Genomic DNA, 23,623 nt, shown 5'->3' on the forward strand with positions numbered 1-23,623 from the left:
TTTAGTCCTGTTCTGTCAGAGCCGCGACTTCCGTCGGGATAGATTGCGGATTAAGGATTTTTACCTGTTTATGTCGCCCCAGTTCGCCTTTTTCAATGATGACCTGGCTTTTGGCGACGCGAAACTGTTTTGCCAGATATTTGGTCAGATGCGCGTTCGCCTGGCCGTCAACCGGCGGGGCAGTGATGGCGACTTTTAACTCGTCGCCATGCAGTCCAACAATACCGTCACGGCTGGCTTTCGGCTGAATATACAGCCGTAAAACCAGCCCGTCAGCGCAGGTGCTTACGGCACTCATAGCGCCATCCACAGCCCCGGCAGCAGCATATCGCCCGTGGACTGCAGCAGTTCAGCGACCCCCATGTTGATCACATAGAGCAGCAGAACCAGGATCATCGGCGAAAAATCGATGCCGCCCATAGACGGAAGCAGGTTACGGATCGGGCGCAGCAGCGGCTCGGTCAGCTGAATCAAGGCGTACTCCACCGGGCTACGGCCCTGGCTCACCCAGCTCATGATCGCCATGACCAGCAGCACCCAGAAGATCAGCAGACCGATGGTTTTGATCAAAATCAGGACGGCGACAATCCAGATAATCGGCTGGAAGGTGAAGACCATAAACAGCACAATCGCTTTGATAACGCTCAGAATAAACGCCACCAGCAGAGACGAACTGTCGATGGGCCCCATGGCCGGGATAATACGGCGCAGCGGTCCGACAACAGGCTGCGTGATTTTCACGACAAACTGCGAGAACGGATTGTAAAAATCACAGCGGGCCCACTGCATCCAGACGCGCAGCAAAAGCGCCATCGTGTACAGCTCAATGACCGTTGAGAGCAGGAAAGTCAACGTCTTCATGGCGTTCCTCAGGTTTCCTTATTATTTTGAGTAGTCGCGCGCACCGAAAATTGCCGTGCCGATGCGCACCATCGTGCTGCCTGCCGCAATGGCGGCTTCCATATCATCCGACATGCCCAGAGAAAGCGTGTCTACCGTGTGATAGCGCGCTTTAAGCGCCTCAAATGCTACAGCCATTTGCTGTGCCACGGCAAACTGCCTTTCATAACTTGACTCAGGCGCCGGGATTGCCATCAAACCACGCAGGCTTAAGCGCGGCAGTTCGGCCACCTCGGCTGCCAGCGCATCCAGCTCGCTCAGCGCAATGCCGGACTTGCTGTTTTCATCGCTGATGTTGATTTGAATCAGCACGTTAAGCGCTGGCATCTCTGCCGGACGCTGGTCGTTCAGGCGTGTCGCAATGCGCAGACGGTCAACGGTATGGCACCAGTCGAAGTGCTCCGCCACCAGGCGGCTTTTGTTCGACTGCAGTGGGCCGATAAAGTGCCACTGCAGATCCGTCTTCCCCTGTTCCTGGAAGTAGCGAATTTTATCCACGCCTTCCTGGACGTAGTTTTCACCAAACGCCCGCTGGCCTGCGTCAATGGCTTCTGCGATGGCGCTCGCAGGCTTGGTTTTGCTGACTGCAAGCAGCGTAATTTCTTCTGAAGCCCGGCCGCAACGCGTTGCGGCGGCTGAGATTTTGTCCCGGACCTGTGCCAGGTTATGCGCAATGTCGTTCATTTTCCGAGGAGTAGTCTATGGATGTGGAAGAAATTGTGGCCCTTAGTGTAAAGCATAACGTCTCCGATCTACACCTGTGCAGTGATTCGCCACCCCGCTGGCGCAGAACCGGCCGCCTTGAACCGGCACCGTTTCCTTCTCCGGACCTCGGGGCGTTGTTAAAAGCGTGGCTCAACGATGAGCAGCAGGGGATATGGTGGGCCAACGGGCAGGTGGATTTTGCCGCTACGGTGGCGGGAGGCCAGCGCCTGCGCGGCAGCGCCTTTAAGCAGATGCGCGGAGTCTCTGTGACGCTACGGCTGTTGCCGCGTACCTGTCCGCAGCTCGCTTCGCTGGGCGCGCCGAGGGCAATCCCGGAACTGTTAACCAATGCGTCCGGGTTGATTCTGGTGACGGGGGCGACCGGCAGCGGCAAATCCACGACGCTGGCGGCGATGGTCGATTTTCTCAACCACCATACTGACGGCCATATTCTCACGCTCGAAGATCCGGTGGAGTTTATCTATCAGAGCGAGCGTTGCCTGATCCAGCAGCGGGAGATCGGCCAGCACAGCCCGTCATTTGCCGATGCGCTGCGCAGTGCCTTACGCCAGGATCCGGACGTGATTTTGCTGGGAGAGCTGCGCGACAGCGAAACGATCCGCCTGGCGCTAACGGCAGCGGAGACCGGGCACCTGGTGCTGGCGACGCTGCATACGCGCGGGGCATCGCAGGCGATTGAGCGGCTGGTCGATACGTTCCCGGCGCAGGAGAAAGATCCGGTGCGTAACCAGCTGGCCGGCAGCCTGCGGGCGGTGCTGGCGCAGAAGCTGGTTCCTGACTTACAGGACGGGCGCGTCGCGCTGTATGAGCTGCTGGTGAATACCGCGGCGGCGGCAAATCTGATACGAGAAGGAAAAACGTGGCAGCTGCCCGGCATTATTCAAACCGGACAGCAGGCAGGCATGCAGAACTTTGACCAAAGCCTGGCGGAGAGACGGGCGCAGGGGCGGCTGTAGGCCCCTGTGCTTAAAAGCCCTGCTCGAAATAGCTTTCGAGGATGATGACGGCAGAAGCGGAGTCCACGCTGCCTTTATTGAGCGCCCGGAAGCCACCGTGCTCAAACAGGCCAGCACGCGCTTCGACGGTGCTGAGACGCTCGTCGTGCAGCTTCACTGAGACGCCAAAGCGGCCATGGATTTTATTGGCGAACTTACGCGCCCGGGCAGTCAGCGGCTGTTCGGTACCGTCCATGTTGAGCGGTAATCCGACAATCACGTCATCCGGCTGCCACTCTTTGAGCAGGCGCTCAATGAGGTTCCAGTCCGGCGTACCGTCGTTGGCCTTCAGGGCGGTAAGCGGACGCGCGGTACCGGTGATGCGCTGCCCCACGGCGACGCCAATGCTTTTGGTGCCAAAATCGAAGGCCAGAAGCGTTCCGCTCATCAGGCGTGCCCCGCTACGCCAGGCATGGTCAGGATATCAATGCCAATCAACTTCGCCGCGTCGCGCCAGCGATCGGCAATCGGCGTTTTAAACAGGATATTCATGTCCGCAGGGGCGGTGAGCCAGGCGTTATCGAGGATCTCCTGCTCAAGCTGGCCTTTTTCCCACGACGAATAGCCCAGCGCCACCAGCACTTCAGAAGGCTGCTCTGCGGTGCCCAGCGTTTCGAGCACGTCACGTGAGGTGGTGATGACGGTGTTATCCGAAATGCGGATACTGGAAGAGAACACCGGCGGCGTATGCAGGATAAAGCCGCGATCTTCTGCAAGAGGTCCACCCAGCATCACGGGCTTATCAAGCCGGATCTCCGGCAGTCGGGCTTCAGCCGGGATTTTCAGCTTGTCCAGAATCCCTTCAACCTGGAGATTTTCCAGCGGTTTATTAATGATAATACCCATCGCGCCGTCTTCATTGTATTCACAAATATAAACCACGGCGCGGCGAAAAATCGGGTCCTGGAGAGCAGGCATGGCAATAAGAAAGTGATGCTGTAAATTCATTGTCAGAGGTACTGTTTCCTGGTTTAAAAAGCGACAGCGACCAGTATGCGGAGAAACCCGGGCGCTGTCACTCATTGGTGGGTTATTTCTGCAGGCGTTTTTCGATGGCGTCCATCAGCATTCCGGTGATCGAGACCGGGAATTCCGCTTCAATTTCACGAATGCAGGTCGGGCTGGTGACGTTCACTTCGGTCAGACGATCGCCGATGATATCCAGTCCGACGAAGATCAGGCCTTTGGCTTTCAGCGTCGGGCCTACGCGGCGGGCAATTTCCCAGTCGCTTTCGGTCAACGGACGCGGCTCACCCCGGCCACCGGCCGCCAGGTTACCACGGGTTTCGCCACCCTGCGGGATACGCGCCAGGCAGTAAGGGACCGGTTCGCCATCCACCACCAGCACGCGTTTGTCGCCGTCCTTGATTGCCGGAATATAGTTCTGCGCCATGCAGTAACGGGTGCCCAGTTCGGTCAGGGTTTCGGCAATCACGCCAATGTTCGGGTCGCCTTCTTTCACGCGGAAAATCGACGCGCCGCCCATCCCGTCCAGCGGCTTCATGATGATGTCGCCGTGCTTCTGCCAGAATGCCTTCAACTGCGCTTTGCTGCGGGTCACCAGGGTTTCCGGCGTCAGGTCAGAGAACCAGGCGGTGTAAAGCTTCTCGTTACAGTCGCGCAGGCTCTGCGGCTTGTTGACGATCAGCGTGCCTTTCTCTTCTGCACGTTCAAGGATATAGGTGCAGTAGATATACTCGGTGTCGAATGGCGGATCTTTACGCATCAGAATGACGTTGAGATCGGCCAGGGCAATGTCCTGCTCTGTGCCAAATTCATACCATTTGTCGTAGTTCTGCTCGACGTTAACGATGCGGGTGCGGGCGCGGGCTTCACCGTTGATCAGGTAAAGATCGTTCATCTCCATATAGTGGAGTTCATACCCGCGACGCTGCGCTTCCAGCAGCATGGCGAAGCTGGAATCTTTCTTGATGTTGATGTTTGCGATGGGGTCCATCACGATGCCGAGCTTGATCATCTTTCTCTCCAATAATGCGTCAACCCAGATCGCCAAACCGTACCTGTAGCGCGGTAATGGCCGTGAGTGCCGTTGTCTCAGTGCGCAGAACGCGAGGTCCCAACAGAATATCAGTAAACTGGTAACGTGCCGTCATCGCAATTTCGTCCGCCGACAGGCCGCCTTCAGGGCCAATCAGCAGGCGAACGCGCTCAACGGGCAGCGGCAGCGTATTGATGCTGGCGCTGGCGCGCGGATGAAGATTGAGCTTCAGCCCACTGTCCTCTTCTGCACACCACTCCTCCAGATCCATCGCCGGGCGGATCTCCGGAATACGGTTGCGGCCACTCTGTTCGCAAGCCGCGATGGCAATTTTCTGCCACTGCTGGATCTTTTTGTTCAGACGTTCCGCATCCAGTTTAACGCCACAGCGCTCAGAAAAAAGTGGCGTAATGAGGCTTACACCCAGTTCAATGGATTTCTGGATCGTGAACTCCATTTTCTCGCCGCGCGACATCACCTGGCCCAGATGGATGTGCAGCGGTGATTCCCGGTCATCCACTTCACCGCGCAGGACGTTCACGTGTACGCTTTTTTTATCTGCCCGCGTAATTTCGGCGTCGAAAACCTGGTTCGAGCCGTCGAACAACTGTATTGCCTGACCGGCGCCCATGCGCAGCACGCGGCCAACGTGGTTGGCGGCGTCATCAGACAGGGCGATTTCGCTGCCTGCGGTAATCAGTTCAGGATGGTAAATGCGGGGAATGCGCATAGTCAGAAATTCCGTGTCTCATACGATGTAAGCGAATTGCCGCTAGTGTAGGTTAGCTCTTTTGCGCCTGGCAAGCCCGCTGGACGTAAGGGTTGTGATTCCCCTGGACTCTGGCGATACGTTCGTCGCGCTGGCATTCCCACTCCGTCACCGGGTACTGCTTGTCCCAGGCGTTGAACAGTTGCGTCTGCTGGCGGGAAAGGTTGAGATCGTAACGGTCACGCATATAGAAATAGGTGCGGGCAATGCTGCCGCGCGCGCGGGCAGGGGGCTCGGCGACTTTCTCTTTAAAATCAATCTTCATACCGCACTGGCCGTACTGGCCTTCGCCACCGTTCCACTGGCTGTACATGAAGTTGCCGCGATCGCCGTTCACTTCGCCCACCGCGGGCTGTAGGTTATGCATGTCGCTTTCCATCTGGCGGTAAACCGGATCTTTGGCGCAGTTTTTACGTCCGCCTTCCTGCCAGCACTGGCGCTGGTGGCCAAACTGCCATGCCGGAACGACATGTTCCCATTCAATACGGCTGGCGCGGTTTTCGTTTTTACGCACCTTGTAGCCGCAGGATTCAAGGTCAACGACCCCTTTTTTACCCTGCCAGTTAATTTTACAGCCGCAGTAGAAATCGCCCGGCACGTCGGCGTTGACCTTAACACCGGCCGCTTTGGCCTGAGAGAAACTGTTGATACCGTCGGCCAGGGCGTGGCCTGAGAGCGCCGTCGTCAGAAAGGCGACCGCGAGAGAAAAATTACGGGACATCTTACACTCCGTGTCAAAACGAGCCCGCAACGTAACGAATGTTGTTCCTGTATGCAATCAGTCAGATCAGGAAAGTTCCTGAACGTTCAGATAATTATTCCGCCACCAGCGGCTCGCCGCATTTCACGCAGCGGTAGGTTGCCTCGCCGCGCACCACGCGATTATGGCGGCGGACGGTAAGCTGATGTTGCTGACACTGGCAGCGGTAGGGGAAGGTATTGCGGCGCACCGATTCCAGCTCGAACTGATGGGTTCTGCGCGCCGGAACGCCGAGCACTGCTTCCATCATCCACTTCCACTCCTTGCCGTGGGGGGCGACGCGTCCGAAGTGTTTCCACACCAGCAGGTGCGCCAGCTCGTGCGGCACCACCTCATCAATAAACGCCTGCTGGTTTTCCATCATCAGAACCGGGTTCAGGCGGATCTCATAGGATTCCAGCCAGGCGGTACCGGCCGAGGTGCCACGCTGCTGGTAGACGAGTTTGGGTTCAGGGTAATTGCGACCAAGCTTCAGGTTCGCCTGGGCGAGTTTTTCCCGCAGGCTGCGCATAACGGCCTGCTGAATGGCGATGGGGAGACGGGGAGCTTTCATAGGGGCAGAGAATAAAGCGGGAAGCGGGGAGGCGCAAGAGGCGCCTCCCGCAAGAGGATCAGTCGTGAGCGCCGATTTCGCGCAGCGGGCGACCTTTCATCAGGTTACGTTCAATATGTTCCAGCGAAACGTGTTTGGTTTCCGGAACCAGCCAGATAGTCAGCACAATGAAGAAGATGTTCAGACCGGCGTAGACCCAGAAGGTATTGGCATTGCCCAGAGTGTTGAGCATGGTCAGGAACGTTGCGCCGACGATCATGTTGGCAATCCAGTTCGTTGCGGTAGAGCAGGTGATACCAAAATCACGCCCTTTCAGCGGCTGGATCTCAGAGCACAGCACCCAGATCAGCGGACCGGCGCTCATCGCAAACCCGACGATAAACATCAGCAGCATGCCTACCGCAAAGTACTGGGCGGTTGGGGAGTGAATGCCCACATGCATCATGGTACCGAGGACGCCCATACCGGCCGCCATCACCAGGAAGCCCAGCGTCAGGGTTGGCTTACGTCCCCAGCGGTCCACCAGACCGATGGCGATAAAGGTCGCCAGCACGTTGGTCAGACCCACGATGACGGTCCCCCACATCTGCTCGGTGGTGTTGGTATAACCCGCCAGCTCAAAGATTTTGGGCGCGTAGTACATGATGACGTTCATCCCGGTGAACTGCTGCATCACCTGGAGCAGCACGCCGAGGAACACCGCCCGGCGGAAGTTGCTGTTCTCTTTAAACAGCGCCCAGCCGGACTGTTTGACCTTCAGGCTTTCGCGGATCTCTTCCAGCTCGTTTTTCGCCTCTGCGCTGGTATCGCGCAGGCGCATCAGCACGCGTTCGGCATCGTGGAAGCGGCGTTTTGCAGCAAACCAGCGAGGGCTGTCCGGCAGGAAGAAGACGCCAATCAGCAGCAGAACTGCAGGGATGATGATCACGCCGAGCATCCAGCGCCATGCGCCGCTGTAGCTAAACGCGGTATCGGAAAGGTATGCACCGAGAATACCGATGGTGATCATCAGCTGGTACATCGAAATCATACTGCCGCGGATTTTCTCCGGCGCGATTTCAGACAGGTAGAGCGGGGCGGTATAGGACGCCACGCCCACGGCCAAACCGAGCAGCACGCGGGAAACCAGCAGGACCTCAACGTTAGGCGCTGCGGCAGAGAAGAGTGAGCCGGCCACGAACAGGATCGCGCCAATCATCAGGCTCTTTTTACGTCCGAGTTTGAAGGAGAGCCAGCCGCTGCCGACGGCCCCAACGGCCGCACCGAACATCATGGAGCTGACCACCCATTCCTGGGTGTGAGCGCTAATCTGGAACTCGTCAGTGATGAAAGGTAATGCACCGGCAATCACGCCGATATCCAGGCCAAAAAGTAATCCTGCCAGGGCGGCGAGGAAACAGACGAAGAATGTCATCGCCTTGTTGGACGTACGCCCCTGTTTTTTATTGTCAGGCATTATGCCCTCCAGTTGGGTTATCAGTTTTATTGATGGTAAGGGTAGGTGAGCGACCCGTAAAAATATGTGAGATTAATCACATAGGTGTAATCGGTTACACTCGTGTGCAACCGTAAATAAAATTAAAGCTTTGAAAATATAGAGGTAAATGAAGTGAGGCGCATCGCGAAAGGAGATATTTCAGACTTAACTGAAAGGGAATGTAACAGCAGAAGAATGGCGATCATGCAAAGAGAATATTCTGAAAGCGGAGGGGCACCGGTGCGGTGTAATCGGTTCCAAAGAGTACACCTTTCTGCCGGGTGGCGGCTGCGCCTTACCCGGCCTACAAATGCCCAAAACTCGTAGGCCCGTGCAAGCGAAGCGCCGCCGGGCAAGGATGATCGCACAAATGCAAAAGGCCAGCCCGAGGGCTGGCCTTTTAAAAGCGATGTCAGTCGATTACTTCAGACCGGCAGCTTCACGCAGCAGGGCGGCTTTGTCGGTTTTTTCCCATGGGAAATGTTCACGACCAAAGTGACCGTATGCAGCGGTTTCTTTGTAGATTGGGTGCAGCAGATCCAGCATCTGAATCAGGCCGTATGGACGCAGGTCGAAGAACTCGCGCACCAGCAGGGTCAGCTGTTCTGAAGGCACTTTCTCGGTACCAAAGGTTTCCACCATGATGGAGGTGGGTTCAGCCACGCCGATAGCGTAGGAAACCTGAATTTCACAGCGGTCAGCCAGGCCGGCAGCAACGATGTTTTTCGCCACATAACGTGCCGCGTACGCTGCAGAACGGTCCACTTTTGATGGATCTTTACCGGAGAATGCACCGCCACCGTGACGCGCCATGCCGCCGTAGGTATCAACGATGATTTTACGACCGGTCAGGCCGCAGTCACCCATTGGGCCGCCGATAACAAAGCGTCCGGTCGGGTTGATGAAGAATTTGGTGGCGCTGCTCAGCCATTCGGTTGGCAGAACCGGCTTGATGATCTCTTCCATCACTGCTTCCTGCAGGGATTTCTGATCGATATCTTCGGCATGCTGGGTAGACAGAACCACCGCGTCAATACCGACAATTTTACCGTCGTCGTACTGGAAGGTGACCTGGCTCTTCGCATCCGGGCGCAGCCACGGCAGGGTGCCGTTTTTACGCACTTCAGCCTGACGCTGCACCAGACGGTGTGCGTAGGTGACCGGCGCTGGCATCAGCACGTCGGTTTCGTTGGTTGCATAGCCGAACATCAGGCCCTGGTCGCCCGCGCCCTGTTCCAGCGGATCGGCACGGTCAACGCCCTGGTTGATGTCTGGAGACTGTTTGCCAATTGCGCTCAGTACCGCGCAGGAGTTGGCATCAAAGCCCATATCAGAATGCACATAACCGATCTCACGCACCGTGTTACGGGTGATCTCTTCGATATCAACCCATGCGCTGGTGGTGATCTCACCGCCAACCAGAACCATGCCGGTTTTGACATAGGTTTCACACGCGACGCGTGCTTTTGGATCCTGCGCGAGGATCGCATCCAGCACCGCATCGGAGATTTGGTCAGCAATTTTATCAGGATGTCCTTCTGATACGGACTCGGACGTAAACAGGTGTTTTGCCATGTTTTATTTCACCTAAGAGGAATTTGGTTAGCTCAAGCTGCTGTGTGGAATAGCCAAAGGAGATAATTCTACCAAGGCCTGCAGGTTTTTGACACTGGCAGTATGAGTGTTAATCAGTATAGATGGATTAACATCTGGATGGCTATTTTAGGTCACTTCTTCACCCGATTTCCAGTTTTTTTTGACTCATCTCTCACTCAGTTGAAATTGCTGCTGGCAAAAATTCCTGACGGTGCTGGCAACACGCGCATTTTTGTTTTGCTTTTTAGCCCCCTTCTCGGTATAAAACGCGGCGCGCGGCTCATATAAAATAAGCGCTCGATGAACTCATCGTGTCGCCACTTCCAGCCGGGTAAAGCAGTGAACTTTTAGCTTTGGCTTGGGGTCCGTTTCAGCAGAGGCGGCCGTGGAGGTGATACGAGATAATGAACCATCGTTTTCCGCTAATTCAGCGCAGCCGTTCTGGCGCGCATTTGATTCCCGCAACCCGCATTTCTAGTCTGCAAACCTGCCGATGTTATACCCATCTCGGCGCTTCTCAGGATTCCAGGGCCGGTCACGCTTTGTGAAAACTGAACAAGGGCGCTCTTGTTAATACAAGAGTTTTCTCGTGGTTTCGCCGAACCTTGTCATACAGAGTTCGGATACGTGTTTTACAATGATATGAATAAGAAACCGGTCGCACGGTCTGGATTTCAGCATACTCTGCTGGGAAACGGAGCCGTTTATGGGTTGTTATCGCCGTATAACGCTGCGATAGTAGTCAACTGTTTTACACTTAATACAAAGAGTTGAGGTTCGCTATGTCTGACGACATGTCTTCTTTTTCGCCTTCGTCAGCGGGCGAACAGGGTGTACTACGTTCTATGCAGGAGGTTGCGATGAGCTCCGAGGAAGCCAGCAAGATGCTGCGCACTTACAATATTGCCTGGTGGGGCAATAACTACTACGACGTCAACGAACTGGGCCACATCAGCGTCTGCCCGGATCCCGACGTCCCTGAAGCGCGCGTGGATCTCGCCAAACTGGTGAAAGCCCGTGAGGCTCAGGGCCAGCGTTTGCCTGCACTGTTCTGCTTCCCGCAGATCCTGCAACATCGCCTGCGTTCGATTAACGCCGCGTTCAAACGCGCGCGTGAATCCTACGGCTATAAAGGCGACTACTTCCTGGTTTACCCGATCAAGGTAAACCAGCACCGCCGCGTGATTGAATCGCTGATCCACTCCGGCGAGCCGCTGGGGCTGGAGGCAGGTTCAAAAGCCGAACTGATGGCCGTGCTGGCGCATGCGGGGATGACCCGTTCAGTGATCGTCTGTAACGGCTATAAAGACCGCGAATACATTCGTCTGGCGCTGATTGGCGAGAAGATGGGCCACAAGGTCTATCTGGTTATCGAGAAGATGACTGAAATCGCTATCGTGCTGGAAGAGGCCGAGCGTCTGAACGTGGTGCCGCGCCTTGGCGTGCGTGCGCGTCTGGCGTCGCAGGGTTCCGGAAAATGGCAGTCCTCCGGCGGTGAAAAATCCAAGTTCGGCCTGGCGGCCAACCAGGTGCTGCAGCTGGTAGAAATTCTGCGCGAGCGTGGGCGTCTGGACAGCATTCAGCTGCTGCACTTCCACCTCGGCTCGCAGATGGCCAACATTCGTGATATCGCCACCGGCGTGCGAGAGTCGGCGCGTTTCTACGTTGAGCTGCACAAGCTTGGCGTGAATATTCAGTGCTTCGACGTGGGCGGCGGCCTGGGCGTGGACTATGAAGGGACCCGCTCACAATCTGATTGTTCCGTGAACTACGGCCTGAACGAATACGCGAACAACATCATCTGGGCGATCGGCGACGCCTGTGAAGAGAACGGCCTGCCGCACCCGACGGTGATTACCGAATCCGGTCGCGCGGTGACCGCGCACCATACGGTGCTGGTCTCTAACATTATCGGCGTTGAGCGCAGCGAAACCACCGAAGCGACGCCGCCGGCAGACGATGCCCCGCGTTCCCTGCAAAGCATGTGGGAAACCTGGCAGGAGATGCACGAGCCCGGCACGCGTCGTTCCCTGCGCGAATGGCTGCACGACAGCCAGATGGATCTGCACGACATTCACGTCGGCTACTCTTCAGGCACCTTCAGCCTGCAGGAGCGCGCGTGGGCAGAGCAGCTCTATCTGAATATGTGCCATGAAGTGCAGAAGCAGCTCGACCCGAGCAACCGCGCCCACCGTCCGATAATCGACGAGCTGCAGGAGCGTATGGCGGATAAGATTTACGTCAACTTCTCGCTGTTCCAGTCGATGCCGGATGCCTGGGGTATCGATCAGCTGTTCCCGGTTCTGCCGCTGGAAGGATTGAATCACGCCCCGGAACGTCGCGCGGTACTGCTGGACATCACCTGCGACTCTGACGGCGCCATCGACCACTACGTGGACGGCGACGGTATCGCCACGACGATGCCAATGCCGGAATACGACCCGGAGAACCCGCCAATGCTGGGCTTCTTTATGGTCGGCGCGTATCAGGAGATCCTCGGCAACATGCACAACCTGTTCGGCGATACCGAGGCGGTTGACGTGTTTGTCTTCCCTGACGGCAGCGTGGAAGTTGAGCTGTCTGACGAAGGGGATACCGTGGCGGACATGCTGGAATACGTTCAGCTGGATCCGAAAACCCTGCTCACGCAGTTCCGCGACCAGGTGAAAAACACCGGGCTGGACGATGCGCTGCAGCAGCAGTTCCTGGAAGAGTTTGAAGCGGGTCTGTACGGATATACGTATCTGGAAGACGAATAACGTTCGAAAGGGGCGTTAAAAAAGGGTCTGACGAAAGTCAGACCCTTTTGTTTTAGCTGTACTGCTCGTCGGTGAAGGTAATGGTTACCGGAGCATAGATATCAATCGGTCGATCGATTTGCAACGCCTTCCACTGTGGACGCGCGTTCATCGCACCTTTGCTCATGTCGCCATTCCACTTCTTGTGTTCCGGCGTTTTCGGCATGTCCATCCCGGTCTGACCGGTGGACGACCCCGGAGAAAGCTTAACGTCATTCCCTTTGGTGTTGCTGGATGGCGCAACGCCGTTGGTCATGTCGCCATTCCACTGCTTGTGTTCCGGCGTTTTCGGCATATCCATCCCGGTCTGACCGGTGGACGAACCCGGCGAGAGCTTGACGTCATCGCCTTTGGTGTTGCTGGATGGCGCAACGCCGTTGGTCATGTCGCCATTCCACTTCCTGTGGTCCGGTGTTTTCGGCATGTCTTTACCGGTTTTACCCGTTGCAGAGCCCGGAGAGAGCACCGGATAGTTAGTTTCCGGTACGGCCCATTTCTTCACTGGCGTAACCGTTGTGGCTTCTGGTTTCGCTTTTGGTGTAACCGTTGCGGCCTCTGGTTTCGCTTTTGGCGTCAGCGGCTGGGACGTTGACGGCGCAACGTTTGGCACGGCTTCACTGCGTGCGGTTTCAGACGCGACGGCCTCCTTATGGACCACCGAAGAGGCGGACGTGGAGGTCGTTGTCGCCGTCGTTTTCTCAATCGTCATATGCTGAGAATCAGACGTTGTACGCGTCGTGGTTGTCGTCTGCTGCTGCGTTGAGCCTGGCTTAGTCGGCGTACACTTCTGAGGGCAGCCGCCATCGTCCGTATGGCCGTCATCCGGCTTCGCTGAAGTATCGCTGTCTGCGTCAGCGCCGCTTTTCTTCTTCTTACGAATCCCCGGATCGGCAAGCGTGTAGGAAATGTTATTTCCTGCTTCTTTCTCATCACGCGTGACAACCGACATTTCATCTTTATGGGTATTGAGATCGCCATTCACTGCCGCACTGGTGGTGTCACCCACGGCGATAGTGGATTTCTGCGTTTCGTTGTAGTGAATTTCATCCACGGTGTCGACGTAGATGTTACCGGAAGGCACTACGCCATTGCTCAGGCCAATGCCGCCACCGCCGTACAGACCATCCTGCTCAACGTGGTCTTCCAGCGTTTTCGCATTGATATCACCCGCAACGTTCACCGATCCGGTGCCATCCTGAGATACCAGATTAGCCCCGGTCATATTGAGGTCGCCTCCGGTTTTCACATTCAGCTCGCCGCTGGTACTGATACCGGATTGCTTCGCTGTTTTAGACGAATCGTAACTTTCAGAGCCGCCGCCCCCGTTGACGGACGCGTTCGGGATGATGCCCGCTGCCGAGACGGAGATGCCCACAGAAGCGCCCCAGTTACCGCGGCTGCTTTCGGTGTGCTCGGTATTCTGCACGGAGGTGATATTCATATCGCCTGCAACGTTAACATCCGCTTTTTCTGCATCGATGTTAGCGCCCTTCATGTTCATATCACCGCCAGCGTTCACTGTCACCGTGTTGCCGTTGATAGTACTGTTCTTATACGACGTAGAGTTACCCGACCCGTGTTCCGTACTGCCGTTGTAATCGACTGAAATACCGCCGCTTGCGCCGGTTATATCCACTCCCACGCCTGCGGTAAGGCCGCCTTTGTGTTTTTCGGTTTCATTGGTGTAAGAGGTCGTTGATTTCGCTGCGTTAATGTCCACATTACCACCCGCATTGATCTCCGTATTCTGCGAGTTCACGTTCACGCCGTTGAGCGTGGTATCGTTGGTCGAATTAATGCTGACGTTTTTAGCATTAATATTGGTGGTATTCTCCGCCGTTGCGGTGCGCGTTTCTTTCGTTTTTGTCGTGTTCCCGCCGAAAGTGACGGAGCCGCCAGCAAGATCGTTTAGCATGATGTTGGACACATCGCCCAGCACTTCCGCCGTCGTGGTTCCGCTGTTAATCGACTGGCCTTGCTGCGATTTATCAATGAGATTCCCGGTTTTGTCGATCGCATCAACTACCGCACTGTGGGCCTCACCTGAAACACCGATAAAGCGGTCTTTATGTGTGACGGTGGTTTTGGTTTCATCCTCGTATTTGGTGCTTGCGACATCCTTCGCGTTAATGCTGAGCTTATCTCCGGCGGAGAGGTCAGCGCCGCCAATATCCGCCGTTTTTCCTGCATTTACGGAACCGGAATCGGTAAAATTAATGGACGCGTTGGTGTTCTGCTTGCTCTGGGTCGACACGGTATCGGTTGTGTCTTCCATACCCACCCTGAAACCGGCAGTATCGGTGATCGGTGCGCGGCCCGGTTTGGCACCAATCGCGGAGGTTTCAGAATTACCGCCTGCGCTGGTGTAGTCGCCAGAGGTGGTATTTTTTGTGGTGCCCTCGTTTTTGCCGTAGGAAGCCGAGGCGGATTTACCGGCGCCGCTGATGCCGGCCTCAGCAACAAACTGGCGAGACTGTGTGGTGTGTTCCTCAGCGGACACGTTTTCAGACGTCTTTATCTCAACGTTTTCTGCCGCGTTGATGGAGCCGCTTTTCGCGTCAATGCTGCCGCCTTCGATGACCACATTCTTGCTGGCATCAATCTGCACATTGCCGCCAGCCTTGACGGTTGCGCCGATAGCTTCGCCGGTCACCGTTTTGGTGTCGGTGGTGGTATAGCTGGACAGACCGTTGATCTCGGTATTGATGGTACGGTTAGAATCAATCTGATGCAGGTCGTTGAAGGTGACGTCACCTTCGCTCGCCTTCATATTCACGTCCTGGCCTGCCGTAATATCAGCCGCGTTGGAAGTGATGGTTTTCGCCTGCATGTTGATACTGCCGCCTACGGTGACGCCATCATCGTGCGCATGAATCTTCTGCTTGCCGTCTTCGCCGTGTCCGACAGATGCGGTCAGGGTGATGTCGCCCTTTTCAGCCTTCATGTCAATGTCGCCACCGGCGTTCACTGCCGCGCCGTTTGAGGCAATGCTGCCATTTTCCGACGTCATTGAGACGTTACCGCCCGCCGAGATGCCAGCATCTGTCGCATTGCTGATGTTGTTAATATCCTCTTTGGATTTCAGCGTGACGTCACCCTTAGAGGAGAGGGTACCGTTCACGTTGTTAATGGCGGTGGCATCAACTGAAAGGCTATTTCCGGCTGCAATGGACGCTGTGCCTTTACTGATATCACCGTTAGCCAGCTGGCTAAGGGTTTCAGGGCAAAGGTAGACCACCGGCACCAGCACTTCCGTCCCTTTGATGTTCTGGCTCACGAACCAGACGATATCCTGGGTTAGCCCATTGCGCTGCTCTTCGCTCAGAGGCTGCCCCACCACCAGATTTAGATCGCTGTTTTTCGCCGCAATACCGGCGTTATCCATCAGGTTTTGTACCAGCGCATCGCCTTCAAGACCGTCTCGTATCGCAAACATGCTGCCTACGGAGCGGCTGATCTCTCGACGAATCAGTTCGGAGATAAAGTAGTTATCGCCAATGACGTTAACGGTTTCGGTGGTAGTGTAATCCACCTTGTCGAAATAGTAGTCAGAGCCGCTGTACTTGCTCTGATCGATCATTTCCGGGCGCGTTTCGAAAATCGGAATGATGTGGTTGGCCGGGCCGCTGTATTCGGTACCGTTTTTCGCCGCCTCAGAGGCTTTTTTGAATTCGTCAGTGACTTCAAACATGCCCGGCAGAGAGACCAAATCCTTGATGGTCGGCAGTGGGCTGATCCCCATGGCCAGTTCATTCAGCTTTTTGGTATTGATGGCAACATCATAGCCCGCGACGGCGGTGTCGATGGTGTAGTCACCCACGTCGATATTCTCAATTTTGGCGTTTTCTTTGATTGTGCCAGCGTTAGCCAGGCCGTTATCCAGCGTGCCGCCATTGTGCGTAAAGTTACGACCCGCCGTGATTTCACCTTTTTCTGAAGGCACGAAGTAGATCATATTCGTCTTCAGAGGGGTAATGCTGGTGTCATTGCTTACCAGGTTATGCCATGCCGTGTTCAGGGTCGCGTAATCTTGCGAATTCCACGTTTCACCAAACACTTTGCTCATGACGTAGTTGAGCTGGGTTGAGTCATTCGCGGCGTCGAGAAGCGATTTATAGCTACGCTCTCTGTTTGGATCCTGGGTACCGCTTTTGGTTGCAGGTGCGCCGTCACCAAAGATGAAATCAAGGTATTGATAGAGCGAGTTGAAGGTCAGCGTCGTGTAGTGCTCTGCTGCCACCTTCCAGTAGTCGGTCAGTACTATCGGTTGCTCAAGGATGAGATTCAGATAGTCATACATGGATTCGGAGGTATAGGTTGGCGAGTTCAGCAGATTATCCGTGATGGTGATATCACGTCCCGCCTGGATCAGGCCGCCGTTATTTTTAACCTCTTTTTCGTCGAAAATGCCGCGCTGGTTAATATTAATATCTTTCCCGGCGCTGATTTCGCCGAGCTTACTCATAGCGATATCTGACGCCAGAACCGGGATGTGCAGAACCGTGGTAATCCTGACCTGCGTCATCACATTATCAATACCGGCCCATTGACCCACGGCATCCTGCGTTTGGGTTTGCGAAATGGTGCCACCCGTATAGGTGCTCTGGTTTTCCAGAGAGGCCGCATCAATATTGATGTTCTGTTCGGAGCGAATGATCCCGGCGGAGTTGATAATCGTTTTCGCGATGAGCGACATGTCACCCATGCTCAGCACGTTACCGTTATAGTCATTAACAAAGGCACCGTCGTGGGCATTAATATCCATCTTCCCTAACGACCAGAGCAGGCTGTTGCTGTTGTTCATTACCTCATTAGCGTTGATGTGTAAATCACCCCCCGTGACCACAGACTTGCTGTTGATCACCTTACCGTCTGCCTGGAGCGTCAGGTTGCCGATGGCTTCCATCATGGTGTTGTTGTACAGCGTACCTTCCGTGCTGAGCGTCATATCATGACCTGCACGAATACTGCGGTTATTGTCATTCAGCGCGATGGAGTCTTTTACCTTGAGCAATAAATCATGACCCGCTTCGAGGATGCCATTGATGTTATTGAATGAACCGGTATGGATGTTGAGGTCGTTTCTGGCAGAGGTCGTGCCGGAATCATGATTATTCAGCTGCGAGGCATTAATCGTGATGTTATTCCCGGCGATCAGGGCATTTTTTTCGTTGCTAATCGTCCCGCCCGCTACGTTAAGGTTCGTATTGTTGGCACCCGATAGTACCGCTGCATTGGCGTTGATCAGATTATTAGCGACATTAACTGACAGATCGCTCTGCGTCGACACAATCACCGCCTGTTCGGTGTTAAGCATGTTTTGCGCATTGATCGTAATGTCGCCGCCCGCCACGAGAGTGGACACCGACTGCTGCCCGTCCTCTGCGGTGAGGCTGCCAATGTTGCTCAACGTGTTGGCGACAATCTCCAGCGGGCCGTTTACAGCCTGAATGACACCGGCCGTGCGGTTGGTCAGAACGCCGATGGCGTTCAGCACCGTCTGCATATTGGCGGAGATGACCGCGCCGTCGCTGTTGATGAGCGACTCAACGTCTTCAATCGTCAGGTTACGCAGTGCAGCTAAAACATGCCCTTCACCTGTGTTGGCCAGGTTTTTGACGTTGCGAATAATCAGATCCAGACCTGCCTGAACCACACCGTCGTTTTTCAGCTCCTCAACGGCATCGATCGCGATATTGCCATTGCCGATAATCACCGAGCGGTTGTTTAACGTCTTCACGCCGCTGATATTCAGATTGCCCTCAGAGGCAATCACTGCATCGCTGCTGTTATTAAGCGTCGTGGTCGTCGCGATCGAGAGCGCATTATCCGATTTAATCATCGATGCGCCGCTGTTATTAAGGGTACCTACGTTTCTCAGCGTGGTATTTCCAGCACCGAATAGCGTTGCACCTTCAGTGTTATTGAGGGTGTTCACATCGGACAGTGACAGCGTGCCGTCAGAAATCACAAAACTGCCGGTGTTATTCAGCGTGTTGAGATGGGTAAGTTGCAGCGTCTTGCTGGCATACAGCGTGGCGGCGTTAAGGTTATCGACGGTGCTGACGCGATCGAGCGTCAGGCTACCGGCCTGAATGGTTGAGGCGTCGTTAAGCAACGATGTCGCTGTAACGGAGAGGTTTTCTCTTGCCGCGATCAGCGCGTCATGGGTGTTAGAGAGGGTGGAAATTCCGCTGGCATTGATATTATCGCCCTGGATCAGCCCATCGTCATTGTGTACTGCCAGCGCGCCGTCACCCTTTATGGTGAGGTTCTTCCCGGCAATAATGCTGCCTTTTTGACTATTCTGTAGCTCTTTTTTGACATCAAGCTGCATGTCAGTGGTCGCACTCAGCGTGCCGGCCTGGTTTTTCAGATTCGCGGTTGCGATGGCCAGTTTCTCGCTGGCACTGATGGTGCCGCTGTTACTGACGGTTGCACTGGCTTTACGGGGCTGGGTGGAGACATTACGTCCTGCAATACGTCCGGTATTGCTGAGCGTGTCGCCGCCGGATGCCACCGTCACGTCATGCTTGTTGCTGGCAATGGTGCCGTCGTTGACGATGTTACCGTCGGCATCAATGAAGATCAGCGCATCGTTACCGCTCAGGGTGCCGCTGTTTGAAACCTCACCGTTGACCTTAATGCGCATCTCACCGCTATTAGCGCCAATATGACCACTGTTGTTCAGGGTGCTGGCGGTCATAACCAGGTTTTTATCCGCGTAGAGGCGGCCTGCGTTGTCGAGATGGCCGACAGACAGCGTCTGGGCGTTGCTGGCATACAGGATGCCATTGTTCTTCATTGAACCTGATGCAATCCAGATATCCCCTGTGGCGCTGACGGAACCCTTGTTTTCAAACGCACCGGTCAGGTTGAACTGCAGCGTCCCTTTCTTCGCGAGAATAACGCCTTCATTGTTAGTCATGCTGCCCGCGGTAACGTTGACATTACCACTGTTGCTGACGATCTCCGCATCGGAGACGAGGGTGCTGAAGGGCACCTGCTGGCCATTCTGGATGACGACAAAATCGCCATTTTTTAACGTCACGACGCCACCGGAAATGACAGCGCCGTTAGCATCCAGCGCTTTTAGTTTTCCGGAAAGGGTGTACTGCCCGGCAACATTAATCTGAATGGCGGGTACCGCTGTTGTGGCACTGTTTTGCGCAATGATAGCAGCCGTATTTTGCAGCAGGGTTGAGGCATCAATTCGGATTGTGCCGTTACGGGAGATAACGTCGTTATTCACCGTCATGCCAGAGAGCGCATGCAGGATAATATTATTTTGCGCTTCTGTACTTCCGGTGCCGCTGCTGTTTTTGTTCAGGGCAATATTGTTGCCGCTGACAGTGACATTTTTATCGCTGCGTAAGCCTGTCAGCGTCACGTCGCCGTTCGCACTGATCTCAATGTCACCCGTGGCAATAATACTGCCCTCATGACGGACGCCTGCGCCGGATTCGGTGCTGATAAGTTGAATTTTACCACCGTACATTGACCCCATCGCCCGACCGTCAATCGCGACATCCGGCGTATGGCCGTCACCCGTGGCGCGAGTCGTGTGCTGGCGGCTGGAGAGATCGTAATCGTTCTGCCCGGCAACTACCTTAACGTCCGCCTGGCCGGCAATTTCACCTTCCAGTTTTGCACTTCGGCTGACAATGTCGAAGTAGCTTAGCCCTTCGGTAGAAATGCCTTGCCCTGTGAGAGACACGGTGCCTTTTTCAACAGCTAGTTTATAGTTGCCGTCCTCTTTCATCTGCACCTTACCGGTACTCAACGTCAGGCTGTTGGCATTAATGGTGGTGGCGCCGTTAACGCTAATACCGTTTTGGTTAGCAACGATCACGTCCGCTTTTCTGCCGAAGACTTCCATCGTCCCGTTAATATAGGACGCCTGGGCTCCCGTCACTTCACTGATAATTGCTTTTGCTTCATGCTCAAGCTGGGCGTTTTTAACCGTGTAACCCCCGATCTTAGACACACCATCCTGCATGCTGTTGTTAAAAATAAGGCCATTTTTATCAACGTTAAACTGGTCGAATTTATTATGCGAGACGCCTTTCGCATTCGGATCGGTGATATTCACGACTGGCGTGCCGTTAGCCGCCTGACCCATTGTTGGCCCTTTACTCTGGCTGGCATCCGGCACCGTTGCGGCTTCGGCATTAGCTGCGAGAATACCCGCTATTGAAATAAAAAGTGGGCAAAGGTGTTTATGCAAATTCCCTGCGGTTAGCTTCGTTTTTGAGGTTTTATTATTGCTCATAAAAATTCCTTAAATTAGAACGTTACTTCCATCTTGTAATAAACGACCGTGTTATCGACGGTATTCTCTTCCAGTGAATCTGGTTTTTTTATAGGCCAGCCCGCGAGGACATACGTTGAAAAATGGCTACCGGTAGCTTTAATCCCGACAGAGCCACCCATCATGAATTGGCTATCACATACGTTGACGCCTTTAGGGCAATTATCTTTGGCAAAGCCCAGGTCATAACCTACATAGGGAATAAGCTGATAGATACCGCCGACGCCAACATCGAATGGAAACTGCAGGGTATTGGCGATCCAGCCGCCGCTATCAACCAGCAGGCTATCGTCCTTGAAGCCGCGTACGGTGAATTCATCGCCCAGCGTTAATTTTGCATCGCTAACCAGTACGTTCGGGGTGTACTGGAACCCTGCGTTGAGTTCATACACGCCACCTAAACGGCCAGACTGAAAAAGCGGACGCGTCCAGCTGGCAATGCCGTTGTACTTGACGTAATCAAGGTCAAACCCTTTAAGGTCGGCATCGTTTTTCCAGGCGGAACCAAACCAGGGAACCGCTGCCGTCACGCCCACATCGCCATAGAACCAGCCGTTCATCAGAGCGCCGACCCAGGTAGCGCCCGACGAAATCGAGGTATAGGTTTTAGAGCTGACGTCTATACGCTGGTTTTCAATGCTGTTGTTGCTATTACGTCTTTCAACTTTTGCCCACCAGCTGGTTTTACCCGTGGCGTTACGGCCGAGCATGCGGCTGACACGCAGAGAAGCACGGTCAGAATCTCCGTCAGAAGCGTAGCTGGCGTTATTGCCGGCAAGCGTTTTGTCGTAGCTGGATTTGTAATAAAGCGCGTCAAACGACCAATAACCCAGTGGGATGCTGTAACTCGTTGACCACGAATCCTGATTATCCTGGTTATTCTTCAGGTTATTCCATGAATAATAAACGTTGAAAATATCATTGATGCCGGCAATGTTTTTAGCGGTTACGCTGCCATAATACTGCTGCCAGCCGTCAGCCTTAAAGCCAGAGTTGTTAAGACCCGCGGTGACCGAAAGAGGGAATGCAGGCACGTGCAGCAGATTAAGATCGGAATAGCTGTTTATAACAGACGGTTGAATTTCAATATTGTCGTTAGGGTAAACGCGCAGCAGGTTTTCGACCATTTGATCGACATCCTGCATGTTCAGAATCTTGTCTTTCGCAAAAGGATAGGCAGTGAACATGCGCGTGCGTTCACGGAAGGACGGCGCTTGCCCGTTAACCTTAAGATCGTGTATTTTTCCCCACATCACCCGCAGAGAGAGTGTGCCCGTTTTGATATTACCGGGCTCAACACCAATCAGCGTCGTGGCATAACCACGAGAAATATAAAAATCGGTCAGTTCTTTGGCCAGTTCAAATATTTCTGTTCGACCGAGCATTTTGCCCTCATAGCGATCGATAATCGCCTGACGCTGCGGTGAGTTGTCAAACTGCGTATCATCAAGGATGACAATATGATTGACCTGAAATTTCCAGTTCGAGTCGCTGCTGGCCAGGGTTTCATCTCCGGCTTCGCGCATTTTTTTTTGTTGCTGGATTAACTGCTCGGTCCGCTTGGCTTCTTCTATTAATGCCTGGCTGGTTTGTCTTTCGAGACGATCCAGTTCCTGTTTATTTTGCTGACCAGGGAGTGCCGCCGTAGCGTGAGCCACAGGAATGAACGGCACTAATAAAAGTGCATATTTTGAAAAACGCTGAAGCACGAATCTCTCCTTGATAATTATCTTAAAGCCATGGTGTATTGAATTGCGCCGACCACCCTGCCAGCACTTAATGAGTTTTCGCGATTAACCTCGGCAGGAACGAATATCTGGGCCTGATAGTTTTTAGTTAAGCGGGATGAAACCTGGAAAGGGTATTCTTTTCCAAGAACAAGGGCCGATGAGACATACGGGCTGGATTTTTCGTAAACCATAATCGCGAAATTTTTCGCGTAGCCTTCGCCGGTCTCGACGCCCAAAAGACCGTTCATTGATGCGAATTTGGTATTGATCAGGGAAGAGAAAGTTAAGCCAACTTGTGCCTGTTCCGGGCATGTGATGGTAATAGAAAAGTCCTTTTTATCACCTTGATAATTTAGCGTATTCTGGAATGAGGCAATACTGTAGGTCCCCAAATCGACGTTGGTCGACGAGGGATAAATGGAACATGAACGCGTATTTACTTTAATTGGCGCTGAGAAATTGATAGTAAGAATACGAAGCGCATCCTCTGGCGTGAGCAAAGGTTTGACTTTTACGTTAACCATTTCGCCGGCAGGGATCTCGGATTCTCCCTGATTAATATTACCTGTCTGCACGAACTCTACCAATACGGTGCTGTTGTCGATAGAACAGCTCGGGCTGCAGGTCACCGGAGAGCCGGAGTTACCCGGCACCCAGGTGTTCCCTGCGTTGGCTGGCCATTTCATCCGAATACCGATACCCGGAATTTCGGTTGTATAGACTTTATCTACCGAGGAAGAGAGATAATTTCGGCTGTAAGCGGTGTGCCACTGCGTTTGCGTTGATTCATCACAGATATATTTGATGTTAGGTGCAGTATACGTTTTCGACCATAAGACCGTTCCAGTGGAGCCTTTATCCGCAGGGTTTAACGTAATGTCGTCTGTAATATTTAAAACCTTTTCCACGCCTTCGAGTCTGCACGCAGAGGCTTTTGCTTCAAGGGTAAACATCCATAAAACGGATAATAAAACGAGATAAAGCAGAGTAGTAATGTATTTATTCATTT

Annotated in this window: 18 protein-coding genes; 4 read left to right on the forward strand and 14 right to left on the reverse strand. The window is 54.2% G+C overall.

What is annotated here, in order from left to right:
- Position 1 precedes the first annotated feature (1 nt).
- Genes yggU through LLF79_RS14565 form a run of 3 tightly spaced genes read right to left on the reverse strand, consistent with a single transcriptional unit; the run spans position 2 to position 1,584 of the window.
- Positions 2–298, reverse strand: coding sequence for a DUF167 family protein YggU (gene yggU, locus LLF79_RS14555; RefSeq protein WP_008499758.1), 297 nt, complete (start codon positions 296–298; stop codon positions 2–4).
- Complete coding sequence (locus LLF79_RS14560; protein WP_008499757.1) at positions 295–861, reverse strand: YggT family protein; 567 nt, start codon at positions 859–861, stop codon at positions 295–297. The genes yggU and LLF79_RS14560 overlap by 4 nt, the downstream gene beginning before the upstream one ends.
- 21 nt (positions 862–882) lie before the next feature.
- Complete coding sequence (locus tag LLF79_RS14565; protein WP_139963589.1) at positions 883–1,584, reverse strand: YggS family pyridoxal phosphate-dependent enzyme; 702 nt, start codon at positions 1,582–1,584, stop codon at positions 883–885.
- A gap of 17 nt (positions 1,585–1,601) precedes the next feature.
- On the opposite strand from LLF79_RS14565, the gene LLF79_RS14570 reads away from it, so the two are divergent.
- Positions 1,602–2,582: a type IV pilus twitching motility protein PilT gene (locus LLF79_RS14570; protein WP_063452722.1), complete on the forward strand. Its 981-nt coding sequence runs from the start codon at positions 1,602–1,604 to the stop codon at positions 2,580–2,582.
- 10 nt (positions 2,583–2,592) lie between these two features.
- Here the strand turns inward: LLF79_RS14570 and ruvX are convergent, their stop codons facing one another.
- The 8 genes from ruvX to metK all read right to left on the reverse strand — a co-directional run bounded on the left by ruvX (position 2,593) and on the right by metK (position 9,754).
- Positions 2,593–3,009: a Holliday junction resolvase RuvX gene (ruvX, locus tag LLF79_RS14575; protein ID WP_021242076.1), complete on the reverse strand. Its 417-nt coding sequence runs from the start codon at positions 3,007–3,009 to the stop codon at positions 2,593–2,595.
- Entirely contained in the window at positions 3,009–3,569 is a 561-nt protein-coding gene (locus LLF79_RS14580; protein WP_008499752.1) for a YqgE/AlgH family protein, read from the reverse strand. The genes ruvX and LLF79_RS14580 overlap by 1 nt, the downstream gene beginning before the upstream one ends.
- Positions 3,570–3,651: 82 nt before the next feature.
- Positions 3,652–4,599 (reverse strand): glutathione synthase, encoded by a 948-nt coding sequence (gene gshB / locus LLF79_RS14585; RefSeq protein WP_008499751.1) that lies wholly within the window; start codon positions 4,597–4,599, stop codon positions 3,652–3,654.
- A 19-nt stretch (positions 4,600–4,618) separates the two neighbouring features.
- On the reverse strand, positions 4,619–5,350 hold the full coding sequence (gene rsmE, locus LLF79_RS14590) for a 16S rRNA (uracil(1498)-N(3))-methyltransferase (protein WP_227879745.1): 732 nt from the start codon (positions 5,348–5,350) through the stop codon (positions 4,619–4,621).
- 52 nt (positions 5,351–5,402) lie between these two features.
- Entirely contained in the window at positions 5,403–6,110 is a 708-nt protein-coding gene (endA, locus tag LLF79_RS14595) for a deoxyribonuclease I (protein ID WP_045909929.1), read from the reverse strand.
- Between the two features lie 94 nt (positions 6,111–6,204).
- Complete coding sequence (locus LLF79_RS14600; protein ID WP_021242073.1) at positions 6,205–6,702, reverse strand: SprT family zinc-dependent metalloprotease; 498 nt, start codon at positions 6,700–6,702, stop codon at positions 6,205–6,207.
- A 58-nt stretch (positions 6,703–6,760) separates the two neighbouring features.
- Positions 6,761–8,158: a galactose/proton symporter gene (gene galP / locus LLF79_RS14605; RefSeq protein WP_008499747.1), complete on the reverse strand. Its 1,398-nt coding sequence runs from the start codon at positions 8,156–8,158 to the stop codon at positions 6,761–6,763.
- Positions 8,159–8,599: 441 nt separating this feature from the next.
- The gene (gene metK / locus LLF79_RS14610) at positions 8,600–9,754 is read right to left on the reverse strand and encodes a methionine adenosyltransferase (RefSeq protein WP_008499745.1); all 1,155 of its coding nucleotides are present in this window, start codon (positions 9,752–9,754) and stop codon (positions 8,600–8,602) included.
- 138 nt (positions 9,755–9,892) lie between these two features.
- Between metK and LLF79_RS14615 the strand changes: the two genes are divergently transcribed.
- The 3 genes from LLF79_RS14615 (at position 9,893) to speA (ending at position 12,534) form a co-directional block, all read left to right on the forward strand.
- Entirely contained in the window at positions 9,893–10,063 is a 171-nt protein-coding gene (locus tag LLF79_RS14615) for a hypothetical protein (RefSeq protein WP_045335271.1), read from the forward strand.
- A 354-nt stretch (positions 10,064–10,417) separates the two neighbouring features.
- Positions 10,418–10,549 (forward strand): acid stress response protein YqgB, encoded by a 132-nt coding sequence (yqgB, locus tag LLF79_RS14625; protein WP_127312443.1) that lies wholly within the window; start codon positions 10,418–10,420, stop codon positions 10,547–10,549.
- Positions 10,550–10,557: 8 nt separating this feature from the next.
- Positions 10,558–12,534: a biosynthetic arginine decarboxylase gene (gene speA / locus LLF79_RS14630; RefSeq protein ID WP_008499744.1), complete on the forward strand. Its 1,977-nt coding sequence runs from the start codon at positions 10,558–10,560 to the stop codon at positions 12,532–12,534.
- Between the two features lie 52 nt (positions 12,535–12,586).
- Here the strand turns inward: speA and LLF79_RS14635 are convergent, their stop codons facing one another.
- From LLF79_RS14635 to LLF79_RS14645, 3 genes are read right to left on the reverse strand one after another with little or no spacing between them, the layout of a single operon-like run.
- On the reverse strand, positions 12,587–20,845 hold the full coding sequence (locus LLF79_RS14635) for a hemagglutinin repeat-containing protein (RefSeq protein WP_227879748.1): 8,259 nt from the start codon (positions 20,843–20,845) through the stop codon (positions 12,587–12,589).
- A 14-nt stretch (positions 20,846–20,859) separates the two neighbouring features.
- Positions 20,860–22,593, reverse strand: a complete 1,734-nt coding sequence (locus tag LLF79_RS14640; protein WP_023294519.1) for a ShlB/FhaC/HecB family hemolysin secretion/activation protein — start codon at positions 22,591–22,593, stop codon at positions 20,860–20,862.
- Between the two features lie 17 nt (positions 22,594–22,610).
- Positions 22,611–23,621, reverse strand: a complete 1,011-nt coding sequence (locus tag LLF79_RS14645) for a fimbrial protein (RefSeq protein WP_023294518.1) — start codon at positions 23,619–23,621, stop codon at positions 22,611–22,613.
- Positions 23,622–23,623 lie beyond the last annotated feature (2 nt).

The sequence above is a fragment of the Enterobacter cloacae complex sp. 2021EL-01169 genome (assembly GCF_020733125.1).
Lineage (GTDB): Bacteria > Pseudomonadota > Gammaproteobacteria > Enterobacterales > Enterobacteriaceae > Enterobacter > Enterobacter roggenkampii.